The 26,293-nt window shown below is 59.4% G+C and carries 28 protein-coding genes and 3 pseudogenes; 17 read left to right on the top strand and 14 right to left on the bottom strand.

Annotation, left to right across the window (positions count from 1 at the left end):
- Positions 1-3 precede the first annotated feature (3 nt).
- Entirely contained in the window at positions 4-2,136 is a 2,133-nt protein-coding gene (locus N2600_RS13585) for a beta-galactosidase (RefSeq protein WP_260296504.1), read from the top strand.
- Positions 2,137-2,486: 350 nt separating this feature from the next.
- On the opposite strand, the gene N2600_RS13580 is transcribed toward N2600_RS13585, so the two are convergent.
- The 8 genes from N2600_RS13580 to N2600_RS13545 all read right to left on the bottom strand — a co-directional run bounded on the left by N2600_RS13580 (position 2,487) and on the right by N2600_RS13545 (position 11,096).
- Positions 2,487-3,140 carry a hypothetical protein gene (locus N2600_RS13580; RefSeq protein WP_260296503.1) on the bottom strand — a complete coding sequence of 218 codons (654 nt, stop codon included), beginning with the start codon at positions 3,138-3,140 and terminating at the stop codon, positions 2,487-2,489.
- 213 nt (positions 3,141-3,353) lie between these two features.
- Positions 3,354-3,692 carry a slr1659 superfamily regulator gene (locus N2600_RS13575; RefSeq protein WP_222249534.1) on the bottom strand — a complete coding sequence of 113 codons (339 nt, stop codon included), beginning with the start codon at positions 3,690-3,692 and terminating at the stop codon, positions 3,354-3,356.
- Between the two features lie 7 nt (positions 3,693-3,699).
- Positions 3,700-4,260 carry a slr1658 superfamily regulator gene (locus N2600_RS13570; RefSeq protein WP_260296501.1) on the bottom strand — a complete coding sequence of 187 codons (561 nt, stop codon included), beginning with the start codon at positions 4,258-4,260 and terminating at the stop codon, positions 3,700-3,702.
- Between the two features lie 3 nt (positions 4,261-4,263).
- Positions 4,264-6,627: a SpoIIE family protein phosphatase gene (locus N2600_RS13565; RefSeq protein WP_222291355.1), complete on the bottom strand. Its 2,364-nt coding sequence runs from the start codon at positions 6,625-6,627 to the stop codon at positions 4,264-4,266.
- Positions 6,627-7,799 (bottom strand): class I SAM-dependent methyltransferase, encoded by a 1,173-nt coding sequence (locus N2600_RS13560; RefSeq protein WP_260296500.1) that lies wholly within the window; start codon positions 7,797-7,799, stop codon positions 6,627-6,629. The genes N2600_RS13565 and N2600_RS13560 overlap by 1 nt, the downstream gene beginning before the upstream one ends.
- Entirely contained in the window at positions 7,796-8,287 is a 492-nt protein-coding gene (locus N2600_RS13555; protein ID WP_162116128.1) for a hypothetical protein, read from the bottom strand. Before N2600_RS13555 ends, N2600_RS13560 begins: the two co-directional genes overlap by 4 nt.
- Positions 8,288-8,342: 55 nt before the next feature.
- Entirely contained in the window at positions 8,343-9,995 is a 1,653-nt protein-coding gene (locus N2600_RS13550) for a putative bifunctional diguanylate cyclase/phosphodiesterase (RefSeq protein WP_260296499.1), read from the bottom strand.
- A gap of 222 nt (positions 9,996-10,217) precedes the next feature.
- Positions 10,218-11,096, bottom strand: a complete 879-nt coding sequence (locus tag N2600_RS13545; protein WP_260296498.1) for a LysR substrate-binding domain-containing protein — start codon at positions 11,094-11,096, stop codon at positions 10,218-10,220.
- Positions 11,097-11,226: 130 nt separating this feature from the next.
- Here N2600_RS13545 and N2600_RS13540 point away from each other — a divergent pair, with 130 nt between their 5' ends.
- Positions 11,227-11,613 carry an ectoine synthase gene (locus tag N2600_RS13540; protein WP_026154216.1) on the top strand — a complete coding sequence of 129 codons (387 nt, stop codon included), beginning with the start codon at positions 11,227-11,229 and terminating at the stop codon, positions 11,611-11,613.
- Positions 11,614-11,731: 118 nt separating this feature from the next.
- Here the strand turns inward: N2600_RS13540 and N2600_RS13535 are convergent, their stop codons facing one another.
- Positions 11,732-12,205: a DUF4168 domain-containing protein gene (locus tag N2600_RS13535; protein ID WP_260296497.1), complete on the bottom strand. Its 474-nt coding sequence runs from the start codon at positions 12,203-12,205 to the stop codon at positions 11,732-11,734.
- A gap of 315 nt (positions 12,206-12,520) precedes the next feature.
- Between N2600_RS13535 and N2600_RS13530 the strand changes: the two are divergent.
- Positions 12,521-12,663 (top strand): annotated as a pseudogene (locus N2600_RS13530) (GFA family protein); the annotation flags it as partial.
- Positions 12,664-12,880: 217 nt separating this feature from the next.
- Complete coding sequence (locus tag N2600_RS13525; protein ID WP_064247377.1) at positions 12,881-13,324, top strand: SRPBCC family protein; 444 nt, start codon at positions 12,881-12,883, stop codon at positions 13,322-13,324.
- Positions 13,325-13,361: 37 nt separating this feature from the next.
- Here N2600_RS13525 and N2600_RS13520 read toward each other — a convergent pair whose 3' ends face one another.
- On the bottom strand, positions 13,362-14,288 hold the full coding sequence (locus N2600_RS13520) for a hypothetical protein (RefSeq protein WP_170255109.1): 927 nt from the start codon (positions 14,286-14,288) through the stop codon (positions 13,362-13,364).
- A gap of 133 nt (positions 14,289-14,421) precedes the next feature.
- A complete protein-coding gene (locus N2600_RS13515; protein WP_017964889.1) occupies positions 14,422-14,595 on the bottom strand; it encodes a hypothetical protein in 174 nt (57 codons plus the stop codon).
- Positions 14,596-14,699: 104 nt separating this feature from the next.
- Between N2600_RS13515 and N2600_RS13510 the strand changes: the two genes are divergently transcribed.
- The 3 genes from N2600_RS13510 (at position 14,700) to N2600_RS13500 (ending at position 15,605) form a co-directional block, all read left to right on the top strand.
- The gene (locus N2600_RS13510) at positions 14,700-15,110 is read left to right on the top strand and encodes a hypothetical protein (protein ID WP_260296496.1); all 411 of its coding nucleotides are present in this window, start codon (positions 14,700-14,702) and stop codon (positions 15,108-15,110) included.
- A gap of 83 nt (positions 15,111-15,193) precedes the next feature.
- Entirely contained in the window at positions 15,194-15,394 is a 201-nt protein-coding gene (locus N2600_RS13505) for a hypothetical protein (RefSeq protein ID WP_017964887.1), read from the top strand.
- Between the two features lies 1 nt (position 15,395).
- Positions 15,396-15,605: a hypothetical protein gene (locus tag N2600_RS13500; protein ID WP_260296495.1), complete on the top strand. Its 210-nt coding sequence runs from the start codon at positions 15,396-15,398 to the stop codon at positions 15,603-15,605.
- A gap of 93 nt (positions 15,606-15,698) precedes the next feature.
- Here the strand turns inward: N2600_RS13500 and N2600_RS13495 are convergent, their stop codons facing one another.
- Positions 15,699-16,583 (bottom strand): SDR family oxidoreductase, encoded by an 885-nt coding sequence (locus N2600_RS13495; protein WP_260296494.1) that lies wholly within the window; start codon positions 16,581-16,583, stop codon positions 15,699-15,701.
- Between the two features lie 91 nt (positions 16,584-16,674).
- Between N2600_RS13495 and N2600_RS13490 the strand changes: the two genes are divergently transcribed.
- From N2600_RS13490 to N2600_RS13470, 5 genes are all read left to right on the top strand, one after another.
- Positions 16,675-17,499 (top strand): helix-turn-helix transcriptional regulator, encoded by an 825-nt coding sequence (locus N2600_RS13490; protein WP_260296493.1) that lies wholly within the window; start codon positions 16,675-16,677, stop codon positions 17,497-17,499.
- Between the two features lie 217 nt (positions 17,500-17,716).
- Positions 17,717-17,899 carry a hypothetical protein gene (locus N2600_RS13485; RefSeq protein ID WP_162116136.1) on the top strand — a complete coding sequence of 61 codons (183 nt, stop codon included), beginning with the start codon at positions 17,717-17,719 and terminating at the stop codon, positions 17,897-17,899.
- A 38-nt stretch (positions 17,900-17,937) separates the two neighbouring features.
- Positions 17,938-18,063, top strand: a complete 126-nt coding sequence (locus tag N2600_RS13480; RefSeq protein WP_017964882.1) for a hypothetical protein — start codon at positions 17,938-17,940, stop codon at positions 18,061-18,063.
- Between the two features lie 263 nt (positions 18,064-18,326).
- Positions 18,327-19,865, top strand: a complete 1,539-nt coding sequence (locus N2600_RS13475) for an Ig-like domain-containing protein (RefSeq protein ID WP_260296491.1) — start codon at positions 18,327-18,329, stop codon at positions 19,863-19,865.
- 263 nt (positions 19,866-20,128) lie between these two features.
- Complete coding sequence (locus N2600_RS13470; RefSeq protein WP_260296490.1) at positions 20,129-20,341, top strand: hypothetical protein; 213 nt, start codon at positions 20,129-20,131, stop codon at positions 20,339-20,341.
- Positions 20,342-20,464: 123 nt separating this feature from the next.
- Here N2600_RS13470 and ftsZ read toward each other — a convergent pair whose 3' ends face one another.
- Positions 20,465-21,484, bottom strand: coding sequence for a cell division protein FtsZ (gene ftsZ, locus N2600_RS13465; RefSeq protein WP_017964879.1), 1,020 nt, complete (start codon positions 21,482-21,484; stop codon positions 20,465-20,467).
- A gap of 315 nt (positions 21,485-21,799) precedes the next feature.
- On the opposite strand from ftsZ, the gene N2600_RS13460 reads away from it, so the two are divergent.
- The 5 genes and pseudogenes from N2600_RS13460 to N2600_RS13440 all read left to right on the top strand — a co-directional run.
- Complete coding sequence (locus N2600_RS13460) at positions 21,800-22,942, top strand: PIN domain-containing protein (RefSeq protein WP_260296489.1); 1,143 nt, start codon at positions 21,800-21,802, stop codon at positions 22,940-22,942.
- Positions 22,943-23,044: 102 nt separating this feature from the next.
- Positions 23,045-23,296: pseudogene (locus tag N2600_RS13455) on the top strand (hypothetical protein); the annotation flags it as partial.
- Positions 23,297-23,366: 70 nt separating this feature from the next.
- Positions 23,367-23,831 carry a hypothetical protein gene (locus N2600_RS13450; RefSeq protein WP_222291317.1) on the top strand — a complete coding sequence of 155 codons (465 nt, stop codon included), beginning with the start codon at positions 23,367-23,369 and terminating at the stop codon, positions 23,829-23,831.
- A 413-nt stretch (positions 23,832-24,244) separates the two neighbouring features.
- Positions 24,245-25,525: a bifunctional sulfur transferase/dioxygenase Blh gene (gene blh, locus N2600_RS13445; RefSeq protein WP_222384077.1), complete on the top strand. Its 1,281-nt coding sequence runs from the start codon at positions 24,245-24,247 to the stop codon at positions 25,523-25,525.
- A gap of 37 nt (positions 25,526-25,562) precedes the next feature.
- Positions 25,563-25,754 (top strand): annotated as a pseudogene (locus N2600_RS13440) (hypothetical protein); the annotation flags it as partial.
- Here the strand turns inward: N2600_RS13440 and N2600_RS13435 are convergent.
- Positions 25,751-26,248 (bottom strand): HIT family protein, encoded by a 498-nt coding sequence (locus N2600_RS13435; protein WP_260296488.1) that lies wholly within the window; start codon positions 26,246-26,248, stop codon positions 25,751-25,753. The pseudogene N2600_RS13440 and the gene N2600_RS13435 sit on opposite strands and share 4 nt — an antisense overlap.
- Between the last annotated feature and the right edge of the window lie 45 nt (positions 26,249-26,293).

Here is a 26,293-nt window from a genome sequence, read left to right as displayed (position 1 = left end):
GCCGTGTCCGACAAGACCCTCTCCGTATGGAACCCCGTCAAGACCGACCGCTTCCTCGTCGGCGCCCCGCATTATCCCGAGCATGTCGATGAAAGCTACTGGGAGCGCGATGCCGAGCGCATGGCGAAGGCCGGCTTCAACGTGGTCAGAATGGCCGAATTCGCCTGGCATATTCTCGAGCCGAAGCTCGGCACCTTCGATTTCGACCTGTTCGACCGTGCCATCGCCATGCTCGGGCGCTACGGCATCGACACGATCATGTGCACGCCGACGGCAACGCCGCCGCGCTGGCTGACGGTGGCGCATCCGGAGATATTAAGGGTTGACGGCAAGGGCCGGCCGATGAGCCATGGCTCGCGCCAGCATTGCGACACGGCAAGTCCGGTGTTTCGCGAACACAGCCGGCGCATCACCAAAGCGATGGCCGAGCACTATCGCGACAATCCTTTTGTCGTCGGCTGGCAGACCGACAACGAGCTGAACACCAGCATGCCGGAAAGCTTTTCCAAGGCGACGCTCACCGAATTCCAGGCCTTCCTCGCTGGCAAATACGGCGAGATCAGCAGGCTCAACACGGCGTGGGGCGGTGATTTCTGGGCGACGGCCTATGACAGCTTCGACCAGGTTGTGCTGCCGATCGAGTTCGGCCCGACCTTCCCGAGCCCCGGCCATCTGCAGGATTATCATCGTTTCCTCGCCTTCTCGACGGCGCGCTTTCAGCACGATCAGGTGGAGATTCTGCGCGCCGTCAAAACCTCCTGGTTCGTCTTCCACAATCTCGGCGGTCTTAGGGATATCGACTTTCGCGGCCAGTTCACCACCGATCTCGATTTCGTCGGCTACGACATCTACCCGATGCTCTATGACGAATTCCAGCGGCTCGGAAACCACGCCAAGGTCCAGGCGCTGCATCTCGATATCTGTCGCGGTTTTTCCGGCAACTATATCGTTCCCGAGCAGCAATCGGGCTTCGGCAGCCAGCCCGGTTTCTGCACGCTGACGCCGGAGCCGGGCGAACTGCGCCGCATGGCGCTTTCCTCGGTCGCCCATGGCGCCGACGGGTTGATGTTCTTCCGCTGGCGCCCAGCGCATTTTGGCGCCGAAATTTACTGGATGGGCATCATCGACCACGACGACGTCGCCCGCCATCGCTATGACGAGGCGAAGCGCTTCGCAACCGAGATGACCGCGCTGGCGCCCAAGATCCTCGGCACTTATGTACGCATGGATGTCGGCATTGCCGGCTCCGACTTCGATAATCAGGAAGCCCACAAGACCTATCCGATCGGCCTGCCAAGCCCGCAGGACGATGCGATCCTGCTGCACCAATATTGCTACGACCGCGGCATTGCCTGTGGCTTCATTCATCCCGAGGACGATCTTTCCAAGCTGAAGCTGCTCTATGTCCCCCACTGGGTGATGTGGAAGGACGAATGGACCGAAAGGCTGAAATCCTTCGCGGAGCAGGGCGGCACCGTCGTCATCGGCGCGCGCACCGGCACGCGCAACGAAGACAATCACGTCATCCGCGAGACCGCGCCCGGCACCTCGCTGTCGCAGCTCACGGGCGTGCGCGTCGAGGATTTCGGCCGTCTCGCCGCCCCCGGCGCCAACGGGCTCTTCGACGTGATGGAACGTTCCGGCGGACTTGTCATTCCACCGAACAAGCCGGCGGAATCGCACCGGCGTGAGCGCCGCTTCAAGATCGGCAACCGCGAACTGGTCGGCGGCTATTTCTATGAAAACCTGGCGATCGCAAGCGATGTCGACGTGGTCGCGGCCTGGTCCAACCGCTATGCCGAGGGCCAGCCGATGGCGACGTCGCGCAAACTCGGCAAGGGGCAGGTGGTCTATGTCGGCACCTATCTCACCCCGGATCTGACGGCAGCGCTTGCCGAGCGGCTGTTTGCACCCGTCGGCATCGAGCCGCTGATCGGCGACCTTCCCGAGGGCGTCGAGGTGACCATGCGGATGAACGAAGAGCGCCGGTTGCTGTTCATCCAGAACTACACCGACCAGCCGGCCGCCATCGGCGGCGTTCCCGCTGGCCGCGACCTTCTCGGTGACGAAAAGCCGGTTGCCGGCAGGCTCGATCTCGAAGGCTACGGCTGCGCGATCATCGAGCTCGCGGGGTGACGCGGCTTTCGCGTGCAAGGCAGGGGCCGCAGACCGGCCTCTGCCTGATCAAGGCGGGTTCGTAAACGACCGATAGTTTTCAATACGGCGACACCGTTGTCCGTCGGGATGTCGACAAACTTGACTGCCGACGTGAAACGAATTCGGCACGCTCGAAGGCTCATCACAACATAGGGACTTCGAGGCGGCGGGTGATCAACCGTCATCTTGGAGCAATCGAGCAAAGGGTTCTGCGTCTGAAATTGATAAAAAAAGAGCATCTCCATACTCAAACAGAACGGAGATGCTCTTCGTAGTTTAGTGCGGAGCCATACTTGTCGGCTCCACACCGCTCGCAACTAATTTATCGGCTATTCCTCGGATGTCGCCGGCGCGGGGTTCTCCAGAGAGGTGCGGATTTGATCGATCTTCCCGTTTGCTTCGCCAATCCCCAAGATGGTTTTGGCTTCGTCCAAAACCGCCGGGCTGACTTCACCGGTTTTCGTCGCTGAAGCCAATGCGTCCTCCAGCGCCTGATCCCCCAACAGAGGGTCATCGGCTGCGGGCTCGATTCCATTGTCGAGTTCATACTGGGCATAAGCCACGGCATAGGCCGCAATGGCCGTCATGCGTGGGTCGGACGTATGCATCAACGCCTTGTAGTTTCGCTTCAAGGAGTTCAGGCCCGCAAGTTGCGCCGACAGGTTCTTTTCTTTGGTGCTGACTTTGGTCTCGTCTGCCTTGACGGACTTGGACTTGCTTTCCGCCTCGGTGGATTTGCCTTTCACACCTTGAGATTTGGAGTTGCCATGGGTTGAACCGCTATCCTGGCTGCTGCTGCTGCCATGGTTGCCGCTGTTTCCGCCGCCGCCGCCGTGACCGCCGCCGCCATTGCCCCCACTGTTGCCGCCACCGTTTCCACCGCTCTTTGCCAGCGCGGTCATGTCGATCCCGGCAATCGTTGCCGGGCTTGCTGCAAGAGCCAGCGAGAGCACGGCCAAGGACGCTAAGGTTGCTATCCGCATTGTTTTCCTCCAAATCCGATCAAGCGCCGTGCAGATGCACCGCTTGCACAGATACGAGAGGTTAGACGGTGATCGCCGACCGCACATCGGACCGAGGTCCGATGTCGGTCACGTCTATGGTCCTAGATGGCGTGGAATACTTAACGAATCCCTTTTTCATCCCCGCGCGGCGGCGAACACCTCTCGGCGCAGGGCACTTTCGGCCAAAGAGAATCACGCCAGGCGCAAATCGAGAAGCGGGTGCAGTTTCTTGAGATTCGGGAGGGACTTCGCTTGCCAAGGATATTGATTGGTGCCTTTGACTATGAGCAGGAGGTCGCCCATTTTTCTGGCTTCAATTGTCAACTTGGCCAGGAGATTTATGCCAGAGGAATTGAGGAATTCGAGGCCTGTGAGGTTGAACGTCACCTGTTTGTGCCCCTCATGGAGCAGGCCTGATACCAATGAGTAAATGGGCGCATAGGCGTCCGGTCCTGCCAGCCGGAATACGCCATCGAAATACACTTCGTTTTTCTCAGCCCATACGCGGAAGTTTTCGTCGCTGATTTCCATTCTTCGCTCACAGATTGGAGGAGGGCGGCATCGCCACAGCTGCAGTCGTCGTCAGTATGATACGCTGGTCGTTGTTCTCTTCGAATGCCCATGCCATTTTTGCATCGTAATCGCTCAGAAGGGTGAGCAACCCCAATCCCGAACCGCTTTCTACCGATATGGCATTGGTTTCGATTTGCTCAAGAAGAAGTTCCCCGGGGTCCCTCGATTGGAGGCGATGCAGCAGTTGCTGAAAGCGAGAGGATGTCACGCCATCGATCGTGTTCCTCACCCTTATCAAAAAAGTACCGTCGAATATGCCGGCCTCAATGAGGATCTCCCCAGGCTGTCGAAACTTAACGGCATTTTCGATCAACTCATTGCTGAGATATCCGATGTCATGATGTGCCTGCACATAGTCTTTTCTTGAACGGGAATACCGCAGAGCCATGACCTCCGCGATAAAGTCCGAAGTCATTCCTGAGTGCTTCCATCCAAGCTGAAGCGGTCCGTCGCTTAACGTGAGGCGAGTGCTTGAATCCAGGCTTATGCCCGCCAGAGATTCGATACCATATACCGTTGGCGTCATGCCTCACCTATGCCGCACTGCGAGAAGCGTGATGTCGTCGTAGATCTTCTGAGATCCAATGAAGAGCATCAGTGTCGTTACAATTCCGGAAACGACTTTCTCAGCGCTCTGATCCTTCAAGCGAAGTGCTTCGCGGCACAGACGTTCGATGCCGAATAGTTCTCCCGCGTCGTTTTCGGCTTCTGTTACGCCGTCCGTATGCAGGAGTATGAGGTCCCCTTTATCGAAGGCTATTTCACGGGTTTTAATGAAGGCAGAAATGTCGGCTTCCAACCCGATCGGTATGCCGAGATCCATGGTATCTATGCGCTCGACTTCGCCGTTCGCCCGCACGACAACAACTTCCTCGTGTTGTCCCGACAGGATCATCTCTTTTCCGTCGTAGTCAAGGAACGCCAGCGTGAGATGCTTGTCGATTTTAGTCCTCACGATATTTTTAAACAGGGCGCTGTTCAGGTCCGTGAGAAATTTGACTGCGTCGGTGTTTCCGGCTTCCTGCAAGGCGCGGGCGACGGACTGAACCATCAACATCAACACGCCGCTTTCGAGCCCGTGTCCGGTGACGTCGCCGATGCCAATCTTCAATCGGCTTCCGTTCTTCAATACATCGTAATAATCGCCACCGACTTCTTCCGCCGGTCTCATATAGGCTGCGATCTCGAGGGCCTGAAATTCTTCAAGCTCCTGATGCAGCGGAAGAACCATGAGCTGGATTCTCTCGGCGACGGCCAGCTCTGTTCCGAGACGTCGATTTTCACGCTGGAGCTGTGCGTTCAGTGTCGAAATCTCTTCCTTTGCATCTTCGATTTGAGCGGTTCGCTCTTCGACGAGCTGCTCGAGATTTTCGGTGTGATAGCTGATCTCTTCGGCCATGCGATTGAAGGCTTCACCGGCCTCACCGACTTCGTCCCTGCTTGTGATGGCCACTCTGACGGAATAATCCTTCGCCTGAATCCGTTTGGCGGCCCCTGCCAGGGCGCTGATTCCGCTGGTTATTCGTTTCGAGGCCGCAAAGACCGCGATCGTCACGACCAGCAGGGACATCAGGATCGCCAGAATTTGGTAGAGCACGATCCGGTTCGTTGCTTCAGAAATCTTGGCCTGGGCCGCATAGAGCGAGGCATCGATTTCTCGCTCGGGCACAACCACCCCCAGCAACATCGCCTCTTGCCGAACCGGGCCACTGACCCAGAGATTGGTCGCCGGCAGTTTCTTGACGATAGCGATATAGGGGACCTCGTTGCCGTCCTGCTGCAGTAGCAGGTGCTGAATGCCCTGTTCTCGGTCAAGAGCCAGTTTGGCGATGGCAGGCTGGGAGCTTCCCTTCAGGGAGCGCTCCAGGCCGGTCAAGGCGCCGGCTCCGCTCGCATCGCTCGCAGAACGCAGACCGAGGGTTTTTTCTCCTGTGCTGTTGATCGCCACAACGTTTCCGTCGGACATTGCGAGAAATCCAAAGCCGGACTGGGCCACTTTCACATTCTCAACAATCTGCGCGAGCTGGTCGAGTGTGATGTCCGCGCCAGCCGTCCCGGCGACATCCTTCCGGTCGGCTGTCCACAATGGATGAAAGAAACTGACGATCAGCTTTCCGGTAATGGCATCGGTATATGGAGCGGTCTGCGTGATATCGTCGGCGACCGGCCGCGTTTTCGCGTCCTTGGCCCAGCCCTGCCAGGACTCGTAAAGCCCGGGGAAAAAGAAGTCCCAGAAATCGGCTTCGTTATGCCCCGAATAAAGGCGATCGAAGGTCTGAGCCTGGTCGGTGTAAGGCGCCGTCCTGAAGATTGGCCGTTCTTTCGGTCCGATGTAGTACATCTGCAGCTTGGAAGCGCCGTGCTGCAGCAGGCTCGGCGCAACGATGTCGAGAACCGCGCTCGTCTCTAGATCGCGCTGGATGTCGGGTTTCGGCCGATGGTCAGGTCCGAGCAAGTAACCCCAGACGCTCACAACCGAAGCGGAGCCGGGCAGGTTCTGAGACCATTTTCCCTTCTCGTCGTAAACAAGGCTGACGCTGCCAGGCGATGTGCGGGCGATCGCCGCGCCGACATCGGAATTACGCTCGGGATCGTCGATCTGCGCCTGGAGCACACCCGCCAAGGTGCCGACGTCGCTATGAACCTGCCGCAGGAGCAAACTCACCTGGGCTGCGGTGGAATCGGCATAGGTGCGGATGTATTCCTGGCTTGCTGCTTCGAGACCCTGTCCGACTTCGAGGGTGGCGTCGCGCGACAGCCTCTGAACATTCCAAAGCGCTAGGCCGCCGCTGACCAGCAAGTCGAAAAGGACGGCGCCACCGACGACCAGGATGAACTTCGCCCGAAATGAGCCCAGTCGTGCCGGTCTCTTCGATGATGATCTCCCGTCCATCACAGCGGCTTTCGGCCGGAAGCGGCCCAGATCGGCCAGCCTGCATAACCCTTGGGGTGAAGAGCAGCAAAGATATGATCTCTGAATCCTTGCCGGAACCTGCGAATGAAATCTGATGAGTCCCCCCGCCGGACGGCCATCTCGCCAGCATAGACATTCTCCCAAGCTTCGATGATGTCTGCGAAGTCTTGGGGATCCCCGTCAAGGTTCGTGACCATAAAGCAATCGACCTTGATGCTATCGAACCCGGCGTCAGCAAGAAGATGGCGGCTTTTCGGCCCCATCTCGACATCCATGTCGAAGTGCTTGAACAGTTTGGCGACCTCCTCATAAGTCCATTTTATGGATTCAGCATGTGGCTCGCCCAGACAATGCGAATTTTTTTCATTGGTGATGTAGACGCGGCCGCCAGGTTTACAGATGCGGTAAAGCTCCCTGAGCAGCGTCTCGGGACGGTTGAAAATCTGCAGTGAATGTCGGCAGGTGACAAAGTCGAATTGATTGTCTCGCAGCAGCATTTGCGACGCGTCACCATAGGTGTATTCGATTCCCTGCAGATCGAAGTCGGCAGCGACCCTGCGTGCATATTCGAGGCTGCGCACGGAGTGATCCAACGCGACAAGGCGTGCCGGTTTAAATTCTCGTTGAACCAACGCCGCGAAGTCCCCAATTCCGCAACAGATATCCGCGATGACAAGACCGCTGCGCAAACCGTGGCGAGGCAACAGTTCGCGTTCGTGCTGCCATGTCATCTTCGTCTGGGTGCGCAGAATGGGAATGAAGCTCTCATCCTCGACAAAGCTCTGGCCGGGATAAAACGCCGAATCGTAGACTTCAACCGACAGGTTTGGTTGTGCTGCCGCCAAGGTCTGGAACAACGAGGTCGACCATGCCACCACGCTCGACGTAACGATGACGATCTTCCGTTCAGGCATGATCCGGCAGCTTTCCGTGAGCACCTCGGAAAGGGCTGCGAAGGCCGTCATGTTGATATGCGTCAGGCGTTTGACATTGAGATAAACGACGCCGCTGTAATTTTCCAAACTTTGCCGCACGAGTTCGAGAGCATCGGCAATCTCGTCGGAGCTTTCAGGCCGCATCTTGCCGGACAACAACAGCTCCTGATTTGTCGGATCAAAATGAACGGTGAAGGGGCGGGCAAGCAGGGTCATCGGAAATCCTCGGCCGAGGGGAAATCCGCGATGATTTGCATCCTGCGGGCGCCGTCTTGCTCAATTCGGATAGCGGCGCGGAATATGGTTGCCAGATCTCTGAGCAAAATCGTCCCGCCGGACTTCAGGTCAGACCCGGCGCCCGGTAGAGACTGGCGTTCACTTGATTTCATACTCGTACTCTCGCGGTCCTCGCGGGCAAAGGCAATTCTCAGCCGGTTGAACGTCGCGCCCCGATAGAGGCTGAAACTTATCCTTCCCGGCTCACCCGTCGAGCGAAAGGCTAGTTCAACGAGCTCGTTGGCTGCGACGGAAAGAAAATTCGAATATCGAGCGGGATCGCTGTGACCTTGGCCGAGAATGTCTGAGAGATATTCGGTAATCCTGTCGCAAAACTGCCACTGAGATTTGAACGTCGCAACGTTCAATTCCAGCGATACCATCGGCGCCAATGCATGGTCATCGAAGCCAGATGCTTCCTCTTCCAATACAGCCTCCACCAGTTGTCTGGAGCGTCAGATGCCCTCAAAAATCACTCGTTCTTTATACCAGAACGTGGCTCACGGATGTTTCAGCCCGGTTGATGAACTCGCCGATCGCCTCGACCGGAAGCGGCCTGCTCACCAGATAGCCCTGAAGCCTGTCGCAGCCCACACTGCCCAACCATTCCGCCTGAGCCGGAGTCTCGACCCCTTCGGCCGTCACCTGCATGTCGAGACCATGTGCGAGGTTGACGATACAGCGGACGATCGTCTGGCTTTTCGGATCGCTTTCCAGATCGGTGATAAAGTATTTGTCGATTTTGATCGTGTCGAAAGGGAATGTCTTCAGATAACTCAGGGAGGAATATTCGGTCCCGAAATCATCAAGCGAGATTCGTATGCCCAGCACGTTGAGAGTGTTCAACGTATCGATATTGTTGACGGTCCGCTCAAGGAGCACGCTTTCGGTTATTTCAAGCTCCAGACGGTCGGGCGGTAGCCCGACCAGGTCCAGCGTCTGGGACACCCGATCCGTGAGGCCGCTCGTCAAGAATTCAGCCGCGGACAAATTGACAGCGACGATATAGTTCTGCGGCCACTTCATTGCCTCGCGACATGCCTGCTCCAAGACCCAGGCACCTATTTCCGGCATCATTCCATCGGCCTCGGCCATCGGAATGAATGCCGTTGGTGGGATTATTCCAAGGAGAGGGTGGTGCCATCTGAGCAATGCTTCGAAGCCGACAATGCTGCCGCCCTCGGCAATGGGTTGGTACTCAATATAGAATTGTTGTTGGACCAGAGCCATGCGAAGGCTGCGGCGCAGCAGTTCGCGTTGTTCCAGCAACTCAAGCATTGAGGGATCAAAGGGTCTCGCGCGACCGCGCCCGTCCTTCTTCGCGGCGTAGAGTGCGACGTCGGACGCCTTCATCAGCTGCTCCGGACTTGTACCGTCCGGTGGAGCAGCTGATATGCCGATGCTGGCACCGACAAATAGCGCGATGCCATCTATCGTGAAGGGCTTTTTGAATGCATCAACCAAAGCTTCTGCTAGCTGGTGTCCTTTGGCGGGATGTCCCGGGCCTCTTGATATGACGGTGAATTCGTCACCCGCCAGTCGATAGGCTCTGTCGTCCTCGGTAAGGCACTCTTGAATGCGGCCTGCAGCGAGCTGAAGAAGCTTGTCGCCGGCCGGATGCCCAAGCGTGTCGTTAACGGGTTTGAAATCGTCAAGATCGAGTTGCATCAGGGACAAAGTCTCGTTCGAACCGGCGGTCTCCTGTAGCAATATAGTGAGGTCCTCACTGAACTGGCGTCGGTTCGGCAGTCCAGTGAGCGGATCGTGGGTGGCCAGGTGCAAAAGGGTTGCGCGTTCATCGTCGACAGATTCCTCGGACCGAACTACGGCAAACAGATCTCCGATCCGATAGATCGTCAGTCCGTGCGACGCTGGCGTGCCAAGATTACCCGATATTCGCAAAGGCTGAGCGCTGTCGCCCAATGAACGGAGGGCGAGCGTAATCGCCGATTTGTCCAATTCTGGAAAATGCTGCCAAAACGACACTGCTGGTTTGACAGAAGCAGGCAGCTCATTGCCCAGCAAATTCTCGACGGGATTGAAATCGCGGTCAAAGAACAAAAGCCGGTCGATCGAGCTCGAAGCTTTTGACTGTGTTTGTCCGAGCGCCGAGGGGGCCGCATGAATTTTCCGCATGTCCAGGCCCTCCCTACTCGCATGTAAAACCAGATAATGTAGCAAATCAGATCCCGCACAACCTGTGCACGCCAAGATTTACATTAGGTATTTCTGATTAACAATCCCCAACCTCTGCCCAACTCGCACACGGATGGGCTTATGCCATGTCTTTATTACCGCGACCCATTTGCATCCATCGTCTCGGCGGCGACCCTCTCGACAAACTGAGGGCAAGGGATCTCACGCTCCCGATCCGCACTCTGTCATGAACCAGTCGATGAAGCGGCGCACCGGCTTTTTCGCCCAGCTGTTCGATATGACGTAATAGCCCTGGTTCTCAGCCGTCGCGATGTCGGAAAGCACCAGCAGATCGCCGCGCTCGATCTCCCGGCGGAACACCTCGACTGGGCAGAGCGCCACACCATGCCCGGCGATCACGGCCGTCGCAAGCATGTTGAAATCCTGGAATATCGGGCCTCGAAGCGGCTCCGGCGCTTTCTGGCCGGCCTTGCGGAACCATTCCTTCCAGCCGTCGATGGATTCGTCGTGCAGCAGATCGGTGCCGCCGAGCGAGACGTCGCCGATCGTCCAGTTGCGTTTGGTAATGTCGTGGCGGCTGGCGACAGGCTGGTTGCGGCGGGAGAAGAGCAGGCGGCTTTCCCTGCCGCCGCTCAGATCCTCGCCCATGGTGATGAGCACGTCGAGGCTCTCGTCGTCGAAGCGTTCTTCGGCGCGGGCATAGACGATCCTGACGTCGAGATCGGGGTTGCTTTCCTGGAACGAGGGCAGGGCAGGGACGAGCCAGCGCGATGCGATCGAGGGAATGCAGCCGACGGTGATGGCGCGCATGTCGTGATCGCGTCGCATGTTGCCGGTCGCATGCGCAATCGCCGCCAGCGATCCGGAGATGGCCCGGTAATATTCGCTGCCGGCTGCGGTCAACGCAACGCCGCGGCCCGATTTCTGCAGCAGCTTGCGGCCGAGCCAGTTTTCCAGATGCTTGATTTGATGGCTGATCGCCGCATGGGTGACGTGCAGCTCGTCGCCCGCTTTCGAAAGGCTCATCAGGCGGGCCGTGGCTTCGAAAGCGCGCAAGGCATTCAGCGGCGGCAACTGCATGTGTAAAATTTCCTAACAGATGACGCAGGAATCATCATTTGAAAACGCCAGCCATTTCAATAGCTAATTGTGGTTGGCGATGAAAATGAATCATCGCTACATCTTCAATAATTTGTCAGGAGAATCGGCGATGTTCGTCAGAAATCTGAAGGAGGTGGAACTCACCGAGCGTTTCGTCGACTGGGGCAACGGCACGAGCCACCGCCTGCTGACCAAAGACGACGGCATGGGCTTTACCGTGTGCCATACCGTCGTTCGCGCCAATAGCGAGGCCCTGCTTCAATACCGCAATCACCTGGAGGCCTGCTATTGCATCAAGGGCGAAGGTGAAGTGGAGGATATGGACGGCAACGTCTTTCCGATCCGCGCTGGCGACATCTACGTGCTCGACAAGCACGACCGGCACTATCTGCGCGGCGGCAAGGATCAGGACCTTATTCTCGTCAGCATCTTCAACCCGCCGCTGACGGGAACCGAACGGCACGACCTGCACAATAAGAGCGGGTCCGAATATTGAGTGATCCCGTCGTCGACGTAGCGAGGTGAACAGAGCCCGGCAAATGGCGGGCTCTGCTTCCGGCGCGAACGGTAAGGCGTCCGCTGCCTATTCGTGGCGACATAAGCGCTGCGTTGCCTTATTGCTGCGGCGGCTGCTGCCCCTGCTGCTGTTGTTGCTGGCCCGGGGGCGGCGTGCCGATCTTTTCCAGAACCTTCTTGGCCAGAGCCGGGTCGCTCTGCGCGGCCGTCAGGATCGACGAGTATTCCTCGACGGAGATATCGGGAGAAGCCTGGACGGTATCGACCATCTGCTTCTTGGCTTCTTCCTGCAACTGCTGCTTGGCGGCCTCGTCCTTCGTCGCGCCGATCTTGGCGGAATATTCCTGTCTCACCTTGTCGACCTGCAGATAGGCAACGGCGAAGGCCTCGATTTTCTGATCGCTGACGGGAGCGGTCGCACCGCTGCCGCCGGGCTGTCCCTGCGGTTGCGCCTGCGCCGGCTGCTGTTGCACCTGGGCCATGTCGACAGCGGATGCCGGGCTGAAAGCAAGCAGACTGAAGACTGCCGCGCTCAATGTTGCGACAGATGTGTAACGAGTGATCATATTCATTCCTCTTCAAGTGCATGATTTGGTTGGCAGCAGGACCGCCTCGGTCAATCGCTCAGCCCTCAAAGGCAGGGCGAGGTCGTGACGATGGAACCTTTAAGAGGGCACGGTGCGGCGATAAGGGGGCGATTTGCTGACGATTGAGCGGCAGCTTTGTGACAGTCGGCTCGTTGGCACGCGTGGAAAATTCCAGTCATTGTCGGACTCTGCGGCCCGGATCTTCGGCGGTGTTCATCGCTTATCTGGATCAGAAATGCCGGCAGGAACGTGGCGACGACTGCCTCGGCGTGGCGGTAAATCTCCTGATTCGTCAGAACGGCCTTTCCCGGCCTCGTCTTCGTAACGCTAAGCAGCCTCGACCGGCCCGAACTGATCGAGCCGGGGTGGAGATGTTCACCCGGCGCCGGCGGGCCTGGGCAAGGCCGCTCGATCTTCCGCAGTTCGAAGGCATGCCCGGTTGAGCCGCGATGCCCTAAAGCGCGTCCCAATCTTTCAGCGTTTTCTCTTGCGCTTTAGGTCTTTGTTTCCACGCATATCGTTATCGCAAAACGGCTGCACACTTTTGTGTGACATGCTTTTAGCAATTTTTCTTGAAGAAAAGTTCGATCCGGTGTCGGATCGGCCAAGCCCCACCCGTCCTAGGTTCGTCCATTCAGTCCATTCAAAAGGATCATGACCATGCCGAGTACCATTCGCCTGCACCGCGTTCTGGCGACCAGCCCGGAGAAAGTCTATCGCGCATTCCTGGAGGCGGACGCGCTTGCCAAGTGGCTTCCGCCGAACGGCTTCCTCTGCACCGTGCATCATTCGGAGCCGGTTGTCGGCGGCACGTTCAGAATGTCCTTCCGCAACTTCACGACGGGCAATAGCCACGCCTTCGGCGGCGAATATCTCGAGCTCGTCCCGGGCGAACGCCTGCGCTACACCGATAGGTTCGACGACCCCAACCTGCCTGGCGAAATGGAAGTCACCGTGACGCTGAAGAAGGTTTCGGTCGGCACTGAGGTGGATATCGTGCAGGCAGGTGTGCCTGACGTCATTCCGCCCGAGGCTTGTTATCTCGGCTGGCAGGAGTCGCTTCGAAACCTCGCGAGAATCGTCGAACCCGACATCCAGGAATAGCAAAAGATCGCGCCGGATTGAGTCGATCCGGCTGAGATCATCTGATGGCGCGTTTGGCGAGAGCGTGCCGGGCGGCCGTGGCGCCCCAGTCGTCGGAAAGGTCCTGCCCTTCGATTTCGGCTTCGGCGATCGGGGTCGCGCGGATCAGCGGTACGGAGCCGAAAGGCAGGCCATCGATCCGGCCTGCGTCGCGGCTCAGCATGATGCGGGACATCGGGAGATAATCCTCGGTCAGTCGGCAGAACAGGATGGCGCCGTGCTTCTCGACATCGCGGGCGACGCGATGACCGTCTGCCACGAGGTCTCCGATGTTGATCAACAGGTTCGCCCAGTTTTCGATCCCCGCCGTATCCAGTCTCGCAGCGTCGAATTCCATGAAAAGCTCGCATTCGACGCCGTTCTCCGGCTCGGATATGCCGGCCCAGGGGGTCGACAGCCCGTCAGTGGCAAGTGTCAGTCTTCCCGGCGTGTGGATGGCGAGGATGCGGCGATGCGGGCCGAACCATTTTGTCTGGGCGTGAATATTGGCCGTTCCGCGCTCGACGGCGAAGTCCTCCTGCAGTGTGCCGCGGCTCTGCCAGAAGGCGCGCCGCGCAGCCGCAGCAATCTCGTAGATCGGGTCGTCGGGGCCGCGCGGTACGATCGTCTGGTCATAACTGGTTTCGAGCGCGATCTTCGCCTGCATGAACGGAAATTTCGGCTTCTTCCAGCGGATCACCATCTTGTTGAAACGTGGCCCCTCTGAGGCAGCGAGCTTTTCGACGACATCCGCGATGCTGTCGAGCGGATGCCTGGAATCCTCCGGGACATGCTTTCCCTCGGCATCGAGGTAGCCGCCCGTCCGGGAGGAACGCCCCGCCTGCATCGTGGTGGCGGTCCATTCGCCGCTGACCGCGCCTGCCGGCGCCTTGCCGAGAGCCGGGGCAAGTTCCCGGATCGCATCGTCAATCGAATAGGATGCCACGTCGCCCCTCCGCCTTCGCCCGAAGATCGTATCCCGCGGCCGCTCGGCCGCGACCAGAAGCTAGTGCGGCGGCGTCTCCATTCAATAGCGGCTGGAGCAGGGGGCTTTCCTGGGAGGTGAAACGCACCGGCGATTATTTGCTTCCGTCATTCGGCCGCGCTTTGGCGCTGTCGTTGGTCGTCGACGAGGCAGTTTTTCCGTCCGGTTGCTGCCCGAAATATGTACCGCCGAGATGGCCGCCGGCGCTGGTGTTCTTGACCTGCTGTTCGGCGCGTTTCCGAAGTTCACGAACGTTGGTCTTGCTCATTTTTCGGCTCCATGGTTGAGGTGGACCTCTGATCAACCGATGGCGGACGACACTGTTCCATATTTTCTGCTGGAACCCTTCGTCCTTCGGATGGTTTATCCGCCATGAGATTCCTGGCCATCATCATAACGGGCCTGGCGCTCGTGGCACCTGCAGCGCACGCCTTCGCGCTCCTGAACAAGATCGGGATGGCGAAGGCGGACTATTTTATCGCGCAGCAGGCCTATGCCGGATGGTGGATCGTCGGTCTGCTCCTGGCCAATATCGGCAACGCCGTGACCCTCAGGGCTGATGGAAGCGCAATGATGTTGTCGGTTGCGGCAGCCGCGCTGATCGCGCTCAATCTCGTCATCTTCATGATCTTCACCCAGCCGGCGAATGCGGCGACGGAGAACTGGACCGTGCAGCCGGAAAATTGGGAAAGCCTTCGCACCCAATGGGAATATTCGCACGCGGTCAATGCCGTGGTCACTTTGCTTGCTTTCTGCTGCGCCACGCTTGCCTCGCTACGATAAAGCGCGCTTCGCGCGAAAGTATTGCCGCGGGAACACTTGCTGGTCTTTTCGGTTTTCCCTGTTCCAACTAAGGAGGAACCACGATGGGCATGACGACACCGAAAGACGGCGCCCCCGGCACGACCGATCAGTCACCCCGCTGGGAAGGGCCGAAGGCAAATAAGCCCCGCGGCTACATGAAGGCCAAGGACGATCCGGATCGCGACCGCGATGCGTATGGCGAAAACAATCGCGACCCCGAGACGAGAGATCTCGGCGACGCGCTGAAGCAGAAGGGCGATTGACATGAGCAATCCGAAAAAAGATGCCACCGGCCAGTTCGCCAAGTCGCGGGCTGACCGGAAGAGCAGCGGCGTCGCCAGCGCCAAGCCGACCGTCATTACCGGCTCCGAGGATGCGACGGTGAACAAGAACCCGCCTGGCAAGAACAAGCCCGAAAAGGATTGGGACATCAATTACGACCCCGCCGACATGAACGAGGGCCGCTCGCGTTAGGCAGCTGTTTTTGGGAAGGCGCTCCCTAATTTCCGACGGGCGCGCCCACCTCTTCCTTCCAGGCCCCGAGCGCCTCAGCAAGGATGGGCTCTCTTAAAAATAGGCCGGATGGTCGATGTCGGCGAGCAGGCCGGGTTCCTGCGGCTGCCAGCCGAGCAGCGCGCGGGTGTGCTCGCTAGAGGTTGGGATGTCGAAGCCGGCGAACATGGCGAACCAGCCGAAATGCTCGGCCGCTTCTTCCCGTGAGAGCGACACGGCGGGCACATCGATCCGCCGGCCGATGACCTCGGCGATCTGCCTGAAGGGAACTCCCTCTTCCGCGACTGCTAGGAACGGGCCGCCGGCGGCGCCGCGCTCCAGCGCCAGCCGATAGACACGAGCGGCATCGAGCCTGTGCACGGCCGGCCAGCGGTTCTGGCCTTCGCCGATATAGGCAGAGACGCCCTTCTGCCGGGCCAAATCGATGAGGATCGGCACGAAGCCGTGGTCCCCATGGCCATGCACCGAGGGCGGGAGCCGGACGGTGGATGCCCGCACGCCACGCGCGACAAGCGATACCGCGGTGATTTCGGAGGCGCGAGGGTAGGTCTCAGATGTCGGCATAGGCGGATCCTTCTCGGTGCCGACGCGGCCGGGGGCAAAGCCGAGGCCGGCTGTGACCAGCAGCGGATGATCGGAGCCTTGGAGGGCTTCGCCGAGTGCCTCGATGGCGCGCCGGTCGGCGGCGCAGTTCTCTGCGAATTTCGAGAAATCATGGTTGAATGCCGTATGGATCACGGCGCCTGCCTCAGCCGCACCGCTTTTCAGACTTCCCAGATCGTCGAGCGTGCCGTGATGGACTTCGGCGCCGGCAGCGGCCAGTTGATCCGCTCCCTTGTCCGAGCGGGTGAGGCCGAGCACCTGATGCCCAGCGGCGATCAATTCATTGACGACAGCCGAGCCGACCCAGCCGGTGGCCCCAGTGACGAATACGCGCATGTGATATCTCCAGTTTTTGCCGGAGACAGATATCGGCTCTGTCGATATCATGGTAAAGTAGTGACATTATCATGGTATAAAGGCTAACAGGATGGGCGAGTTCGTCACCTCGGATAACCGGCTCGGTACCTATTTGAAGGACCGTCGCGTGCGGCTCGATCCCGCCGCCTTCGGCTTCGCGCAGGAGAGACGGCGCACGCCCGGCTTGCGCCGCGAGGAGGTGGCGAGCCGCGCCAATATCAGCCCGACCTGGTACACTTGGCTGGAGCAGGGCCGTGGCGGCGCGGCGTCTGCCGATGTGCTCGACCGGATCTCTCGCGCGCTGATGCTGACTGATGTCGAGCGCGAGCATCTTTTTCTGCTCGGTCTTGGACGCCCGCCCGAGGTGCGCTACCGCAGGCAAGAGGGGGTGACACCGCGGCTGCAGGGCGTGCTCGATGCGCTGGACCCGAGCCCGGCGCTGATCCGCACCGCGATTTGGGACGTCGTCGGTTGGAACCGGGCAGCAACCGTGCTCCTGACCGATTACGGCGCGCTGCCGCCTGAGGAGCGCAACGTACTGCGCTTCATCTTCCTCGATCCGCGCGTGCGCGCCGCCCAGTACGACTGGGAAAGTGTGGCCCGTTTCGTGATCGCGGCCTTCCGCGTGGACGCGGCCCGCGCAGGTGCTGCGGCCGAGGTCGAGCCTCTCGTCGACGAACTCTGCCGCAAGAGCCCGGAATTCCTGGCAATGTGGCGGGATAACGACGTGCGCACCCACGGCGAGGGCGCCAAACACATCCGCCATCCCATCCTTGGTCCACTCGCTTTCGAATATTCCGCCTTCCAGGTGGATGGCCGGCCGGATCTCAGCATGGTGGTGTACAACCCGGCGACGGCGGAGGATGCGGCGAAGATCAGGGGGTTGGTGGGCTGAGGCGAGGGCGGTTGCTTGAGGGAACCTCGGCAGCGCTTCTATTAGTTGTTGCCGATCCGGGAACTCCCCGCAGTCCCGGTCGTAAGAGTGGCGAACCGTGCGGAACATTTATGGCGAAGGCGAGCCCGGAGGGAGACCGAAGGGCACCTTCCGACCATCAAAGACCGTTGATCGGCGATTTCGGGGCGAGAACGTTTCAAGCATATAGGAGGACATCATGGAAGACAGAGAGCAGCGGTCGGACAAGATGGCCGGGACGCCAGACAGACACCCGGGCCGTGAGCCGCCGATCCGAGAATCGAGCGAGCAGCAAGGCATGGCGCCTAGCGTCTTTGACAAGGACCGCGTCATGCCCATCGGCAAACCGGGCGTCAGAGTCAAAGGCGACAAGAAGGGGTGATTGGTTTGCCTGATGCCGGTAAACCCGCACGCAGCGGGATGATGATTTTCGTGCTCGTCATTTTCGTCGTCGCCATTCTCCTGGCGCTCGGATATCTGCTGTTTGCCCATCCCGGCGAGGCGCCGTCGAACGCGCCGGCCGTCCAGTCTGCTCCGACCCAGTAGCGGGTTATGTGCGTCCGTCTCGGAGGTGACCGGCCGCCGACATGTCTCACAAGCGCCGGTAGCCTTCGGCTTCGGCGCCTTGAGAGGAGGCTGTCTTCAGCTTTGACGTCGCTAAGGTTAGAGCCAGGGCGAAGCCCCCCCCGAACGTGATAAAGCTGTGAAATGCTAAATTACTACCTTTGCTAGAAAATTTGTTGACCGAGCCGATCTCAGCTGCTTTCCTCCCGATAGACCAAGGCGAATGGATCTTGAAGGAGATATCCATGACAGTGATAAAACCTGTAGCGGTCGATGATGTCAGCAGCGCTTCCGAGAATGACGTGATCTCGGGCAATCTGCTGGATAATGATCTGGCCGGTGGCTCCGGCAACATGTTCCTCAACTTCTTCGATGGCGAGCGAGTTCTTGCCAAGACGGCCGGGCAGGTCACCGATATCGAGGGCGAACACGGCACGTTCCACATCAAGGCCGATGGCTCCTACACCTATACGCTGAACGAGGCCGCCAAGGCGGGCTTCATTGACGGAATGACGTTGACGGAGACGATCGGCTACAAGATTTCCGACGGCGCCGGCAACACCGATTTCGGCCATTTCAAGCTCGACATTCACGGGGTCACGAGCCCGCCGCTCGCGGTCGACGACGCCTTCTCCTTCCGCGAAGGAAGCGAGATGGCCCGCAACGTGCTTGCCAATGATCACGCGGGAGAGGCGGGCACGCTCTTCCTGCGTTCGGTCGAGGGCACGAGCATTCCTGCCGGTCAGGGGCAAGGGCAGACGACCGACGTGGCGGGTGAATTCGGCATCTTCCATTTCGCAGGCGATGGAAGCTTCACCTACGATCTCAATCCGGCCGTGAAGGCTGGCCTCGATGATGGCGAGCATGTCACCGAGAAACTCCAATATTACAAGGTCTCCGACGGCGCCGGTCACGCAGATGCCGGCGTGATTACTCTGACCGTCGACGGCGTGACGGACGGGAAGTCGTTGAATACCCATCATGTCGAGGCCCAGGCGGAAGTGGTGCGCCCCTTCTTGGACCATTACGAACTCCAGGGGGTCGCGATCGATCCGCTAACCGGCAAGTATTACGTCAGTTCCGGCCATGGTTTCCCAGATGGTCCCATGGTGAGCATTTACGACAACGCCGCGGCATTTGAAGCCGACCATGCCAGCGGCGCCATCTCTTTTGGCGACTATGACAAGGGCGAATATGACATCGGCGGAACCTATTTTTCTGTCCGCGGCGGTGAGATCATCGGAAGAACCAACGAGGCGAGAGGCCTGGAGGATCCTTTCCCCGATCAGACCTATCTCGCAAAGTGGGATGCCGCAGACGGATCGCTCGATCAGCGGGGCGACCCAATCCCGGGCCTTCTCGGTGAGAATTGGGCGGGTACGTTCGATTGGGGTGGATTCACGGCCGTCAATACGATGCAGGATTCGACCGGCATTTACGTCGTCGGCCGCATCAATGATTCCACCTGGCAGGTCTCCAAAATCGATCCCGAAACGCTGAGCCCGATCGAATCCAAGACCTTCGCCGCCGGTGGGCTCGGCTACGGCTTTGCCGTCGACGGCACGTTCTTCTTCGGCGATTCCTCCAGCAGCGAGCATATCGGCACGGCCTTCGACTTCGAAACCGGGGTCAAGACAACGGTTGACGTCAACATTGCCATACCGGGAGACGACTTGATCACCAACGCGGTCTATGACTCAGCGGCGGATAATCTCTACATCACCAACACCGGGATCGACGAAATTTCCGTGGTGCACAATATCTCGGACGTCCTGTTCGGCTAGCGCATGATGCCGAAAATGCGCGATTTTCGGAAAGCACGCGTCTCCGGCTGCCCCGGCAGCAAGAGCGGCGGGCCGTGCGGAACAAGGATGGCGGCCGACGCCTTCAGCGGCCGCGTGGACCGGTTTCGGCCGATGATTTGGAACCATGATCCCGCCGTACTGTTTAACTGGAAGGCGTGGAAGCGCCGATAACGGGGATGCCGATTGCCGGCCAACCCGGTAATGACGATCGGCCTTTCGGTTCGCCTAAGGAGGAACACGACATGCAGACGACCCGATCGAAAGAACTGGCGGACGAATACCTGCGGCTTGGCGGCAAACGGCTGGCGAAGATCGATGACAATATCGTTAAAATCCGCCACTGGGAGGATGACACGCCGCAGGCCGAGGCCTTCTGGCAGAAGCACATTGAGCCGCTGGATGAGAAGCGCCGCGTAGAGGTCGAAACGCACCTTCCCACGATCAATGACAGGTGATCGCGAATCAACGACTGGTGATCGCGGCGACTTCCCGGAGCGCATGACATTGAAGCACGACAGCGCTGCGCGTCTGAAAAGACGCGGCAGGCTGTCGTGCTTGGATATGTTGCGCCGCTGCGCTTACTGCAGCGTGCGCGTCTGGATCTGTTCGGCGGCGTGAGGCGCGGATGCAGGCAGCGGGCTGCCTTCCAGGCCGGTCGCCACCACCGAGACGCGGAACTTGCCGTCGAGGCTGCGGTCGAAGATCGCGCCGACGACGATATCGGCGTCTTCCTGGACTTCGTCGCGAATGCGGCTTGCCGCCTCGTCCACTTCGAACAGCGTCATATCCGAACCGCCGGAGATCGAGATCAGCACGCCCCTGGCGCCCCGCATCGAGATATCGTCGAGAAGCGGGTTGGCAATTGCCGCTTCCGCCGCCTTCATCGCGCGGCTCTCACCGGAGGCTTCGCCGGTGCCCATCATCGCTCGGCCCATGCCTGACATGACCGACTTCACATCGGCAAAATCGAGGTTGATCAGGCCTTCCTTGACGATCAGATCGGTAATGCAGCCTACGCCCGCATAAAGCACGCGGTCGGCCGTCATGAAAGCATCGGCGAACGTCGTTTTTGCATCGGCGATGCGGAAGAGGTTTTGATTGGGAATGACGATGACCGTATCGGCCGCCTGGCGAAGCGCCTCGATGCCGATTTCCGCCATCCGCATGCGGCGGTTGCCTTCGAAGGTAAAGGGCTTGGTGACGACGCCGACCGTCAGGATGCCGGCGGCACGCGCGGCACGTGCGATGACGGGTGCAGCACCCGTGCCCGTTCCGCCGCCCATGCCGGCGGTGACGAAGCACATATGCGAGCCGGCCAGGTGATCCATGATCTCATCGAGCGACTCTTCGGCAGCCGCATGGCCGACCTCAGGCAGCGAACCGGCGCCGAGACCCTCGGTCACATTCGCGCCAAGCTGGATGCGGCGCGTCGCCTTGGAGGTGGCCAGCACCTGAGCATCCGTGTTTGCGGCAACGAATTCGACGCCTGCCAGCTTTTCCGCGATCATATTGTTGATCGCATTGCCACCACCGCCGCCGACGCCGATGACTGTAATATGCGGCCGTAGTCCAGAAATGCCGCTCTTGGCGTCCGACATCGCGCTCTCCTTTGATGCTTCGTTCATGCCCACCCTCGTTTGCGGACGGCGAATCGTGTGTCAGGATACGCGAGCAACAAGGCAGAGGCGAGGCGAAAGACGCCTCGGCGAGAGCGGCGATGATGGGGAAGGGGACTGGGTTGTGGCTTTGAGGGGAGTATTACGCGACGCATCGCGCGATAAAATTTCTCGAATAAGTTGACGATTGTAGTCTATCCCGGCGATGCCGAACGCTTCGGTGTCAATCTCTTTGGGATTCGGGACTATCTTTCTCAGAGCTTGCAAGTGTGATGTCGCTTCATAACAGGGGAAGATATGGCGAGATACTTTGGAGACAGGTGGCCAGAATGCTGGACGCATCGCCCGATACCAGAAGATATAAAAAACGTTGTGCTGGATGCCAACGTGCTGCTTGATGCGGCTCTCATATCGGAAGGAGCGGGTTGGATAGCGCTATCGCTTCTCGCTTCTCGCGGCATTTCTTTCTATACGACCGAGCGCGCAAAAGACGAAGCTTTTGAGCGGCTAGCAGACTTCCGTCGCAACCTTTCCCCGATCGATCTTATCCTTACCAATTTCTTGGATGCCAACGTAAAAGTTTTGGCGAGCGGCAAAGATTTTGCCAGTATCAGTCAGCATGACGCTCATCTCGCAGCTCTGGCTGATGAACTGGCTGCTGTCGTCCTGACCGAAGACTTAGTCTTCGTGTACGATGCCAATATAGCCAAAATTCACGCCCGAACAGTCAGAGAGATCTTGCTTTCGGATCTTAGTTTCGCTCAGTCGAGCGATGCCAAATTTTTATTTTTCTTTGGAACTTCTTTCGGTGCTGATGGGCACATTTTTGTAAAAGCTATCGCAGACGAAAAGGTGTTTGCAGAAAATCGTGAATGGAATCTTTTCGCTATACGTGGGCTCGGTCGGCTCGCCTTTGATAGCGGAACAGCATCATTTTGTTTCTTTGACGACCAGGATCTGTTGCTTACGAAGGTTGATTTCGATCTTAGGGCCGGTGAGAGCTTCGCTGCCGTCCTAGAATATGCCACAGGTCACCGTACCGTTTACACGCTGAAAGTATCCCACGGTGACGACGAAAGCACATCGGTAGCTTCGGTCGAAAGAACTGCTTTAAAAAGGCCGCCGGCCTCGGAAGTTAGGTGGCTCAATCGCTACGATAAGCCAGAAGGCTGGCTCGGGAGTATTCAAGTCGGGACATTTGGGCCTTTCCGTTTGAACCGCAAGACATGGCGAGCCTGCCGAAGTTTAGTCGGGGTTGCTCCCAGCACGCTCACTGCAGACTTATCCTTTTCAGCGGCAATATTGTGCGAAGTGAGAGGAGACATGATGCGTCGACCAAGCTGGGACAACGTCCGAGAACTGACGTATTTTGGTTCTGGCGGGTTCTATCCAGGCAGTCGGCGCTCGGAACGCGATGACAAGTGGTTCGGTGACGATTAAGCGGTGCTGCCCTTTCACCGCCGCTCACCCCCGCCCAACACCCACCGCCCTAACCCCACCGGCAAACACAACACACACCGCAACCCCACCGCCCCATTCGCCAAGGTCGCCGAGATCCACGCCAACAAGTTCGTGCTGCAGGATGAGAGCGGCAAGGCGCTTGTTGAAACCGGCCGGGCTGGCGAGGATGGGGACCTTGTCGCGAAGGATGAAGCCGTCACCGTCCAGGAACGCTTCGACGACGGCTTTGTGCATGCGAGCCACCTTGTTCGCCACGATGGACGAACCGAAGCGCTGCGTCCGCTGAAAGGTCCGCCGCACAGACAGTTTGGAGATTTCGATCACAGGCGCTGACGGGCGTGAACCAAAGCCGCGCTGCGGTGTTTACCCACGCAGTTGATATCTCCGACACAGGAACGTTCCCATGCAAAGACTTCTTCTCTCAGGCATTGCCCTCGCCGCGCTCTCCGGCGTCGCTTTCGCGCAACAAACGCCCATCCCGCCATCGGCCGGCACACCGCCCGCCGTGCCCGAATCCAGCACACCGCCTTCGCCGCCGCCAGCGCCTCCATCTGCCTCCGGTGATGATGGGTCGACGATGGATGGGCCGACGATGGACCGGCCGGACGCGAGAGAACGTCCCGATGGCCCCGATCGCCAATGGCATGGCCCGAGAGGCGAGATGGGCTTCCGCGATGACGGCGGCTTCCGTGGCGACAGGGGCTTCCGCGGTCATCACCCGATGCTCCCGCCGCCCTCCAAGGCGGCGCATTTCCGCATAGAGGACGGCAACACCAGGATCGACCTCAAATGCGCCGAGGACGAACCGATGAAGGCCTGCGCCGATCTCTTGCTCCAGGTCATGGACCGCCTGCAGGGCCAGGACTGATCGTATGCGCGTGAGGCTGATGCCGCACGACGATGCTGTCGCCCGCGTCTTGCGGGCGGCTTTGGAGGTTATCGGAGGCGTCACTACGACCTGGATCGTAAAGATCGGCGAGCGCATGACACGCGTGCCGCCGCTCCATCCGCTCGCAATGCTGGGTCGATCCAGCGGCGCGGCGGCCGATCTGGGCCTGCCCGCCCTGTGTCGCCTCTCGAGGCTACATACAGGAGGACATGCTCGACGGCGGCATCGTCGTCAGCGCCAGCGCCATGCATGTCGAGATCAGACAAGTTCGGTGACGCTGTCGTTTTGACAGCGCACCGGCCGGGCCGAAGCTATTCTTGCGCTCTGAGATATACTTGTGCGATTGTAGTGTAATACATGCGATACTGCATGATGCGGGCGCAGGGGTTTCGATGACATCCGTGAAGGTCAATGAGCTGATAACGGTGGCGGGGCAGCCCGACGCCGCAGGTTTTGCCGCCTTCGCTGCTGATGGCTTTGCCGCCGTCATCAATGCCCGGCCGGATGGCGAGGAGCCGGGGCAGCCGGGCAATACGGCGGAAAAGACTTCCGCCGCCGCCGTCGGGCTCGCCTACAGCTTCGTGCCAGTGAAGGGGGCCGAGATCACCGAGGCCGATATCCGCGCCTTCCAGACGGCGGTGACGCAGGCGAAGGGGCCGGTCATCGCCCATTGCAAGAGCGGTACGCGGGCGCTGACGCTCTATGCACTGGGCGAGGTGCTGGACGGGCGGATGAAGCACGGGGATATCGAGGCCTTCGGTCAAAACCTCGGCTTCGATCTTGCCGGCGCGCGCCGCTGGCTGGAAAGGCGGTCGGGGCAGGCGGCTCATGTGAAGGCCTTCTTTGAGCCCCGCACCTGCAGTGTGCAATATGTCGTTTCCGACCCGGCGACGAAACGCTGTGCCATCATCGACCCGGTGCTCGATTTCGATGAAATGTCGGGGACGACCGGAACGGCCAATGCCGACGCCATCCTTGCTCATATCGAAAGTGAGGGGCTGACGGTCGAGTGGATCCTCGACACGCATCCGCATGCCGATCATTTCTCCGCCGCACATTACATCAAGGGAAAGACCGGTGCGCCGACGGCGATCGGCGCGCATGTCACCGACGTCCAGACGCTCTGGAAGGAGATCTACAACTGCCCGGCGCTTAAAACCGACGGCTCGCAATGGGACCGGCTGTTTGCCGATGGCAACACGTTCGAGATCGGCACGCTTAAAACCCGCGTGATGTTTTCGCCCGGGCACACACTCGCCTCGATCACTTATGTGATCGGTGACGCCGCCTTCGTGCACGACACGGTGTTCACGCCGGATTCCGGCACTGCGCGCACGGATTTTCCGGGCGGCAGTGCTAGCTCCCTCTGGCACTCGATCCAGGCGATCCTGTCGCTGCCCGAGGAGACCCGGCTCTTTTCCGGCCACGACTATCAGCCCGGCGGCCGGCACCCGCGCTGGGAAAGCACGGTGGCTGCGCAGAAGCGCGCCAATCTTCATATTGCGGGTGTTGACGAGCCCGGCTTCGTGGCGCTGCGCCAGGCGCGAGACCGCACGCTGCCCAAGCCGAAGCTGATGCTGCACGCGCTGCAGGTGAATATCCAAGGCGGGAGATTGCCGGAGCCGGAGGGGAATGGCCGGCGATATCTGAAGATACCGCTGGATGCGTTGTAGCCGCGTGGCGGCGAGGAAATCCACTGCTATGACCCTCGTTGCCTATGAAGGCGTGCTGCTTGCCGCAACAGTGGTGCTTCCGTCCCGTGAGGGCGCATTTTCGGCAGCGGTCGTGGCTGATGTTCTGTTGATCAATTCTCTCGCGGCGATTGGGCTCATCTGCCTGCATGCCGGCGCGGCAGCCGGCCGTGCACTCGTCGCAAGACAGCCGGGACCGCTGTTGTCTTAGGCTTGAGACGCCGGAAACCGCATTGTCTCCCGCAGCAACTCGATGGCCTCTGAGACCGATGGCCCTTTGACCGGTGGCGGCTCTGCGCGTTCGCAGAACTCCCGCCAGACAAACAGCGTCAGTTCCGCGCCATCCGTTGCGGTTTCCCCGGGTCCTTCTGCGAAATTCTTGAGCAGACGATATCGAGCGTCCTTCCAGAACAACTCCTCCACCCAGTCATATATCGGGATCACATGGAAATGGATCGGATAACCGGGCGCATGTCCATACCGGCCGATATAGACGCGCTGCGCATTCAATTGCCGTTTCAGCGTACTCTGAGCCCTTGCGAGCAATGGGCCGAATTCGGCCAAAGCGTCTTCAGGCAAATCCGACAGGTCGTTGGTGTCGGTCTTGGAGCTGATCATGAGGTAACCGGGAAGGGCGGAGTTCATGCGGTGGTTCACAAGCCATCCGGCCGTCTCGACAACGTGAAAGTGCTGAGGGATTTCCACGGACTGCCTCTTATCCTGAGCACCCTTCAGGGGCTTCGATGAATT

Source organism: Rhizobium sp. WSM1274, assembly GCF_025200775.1.
Taxonomy (GTDB): domain Bacteria; phylum Pseudomonadota; class Alphaproteobacteria; order Rhizobiales; family Rhizobiaceae; genus Rhizobium; species Rhizobium leguminosarum_I.
This window is presented reverse-complemented; position numbering and strand designations above follow the sequence as displayed.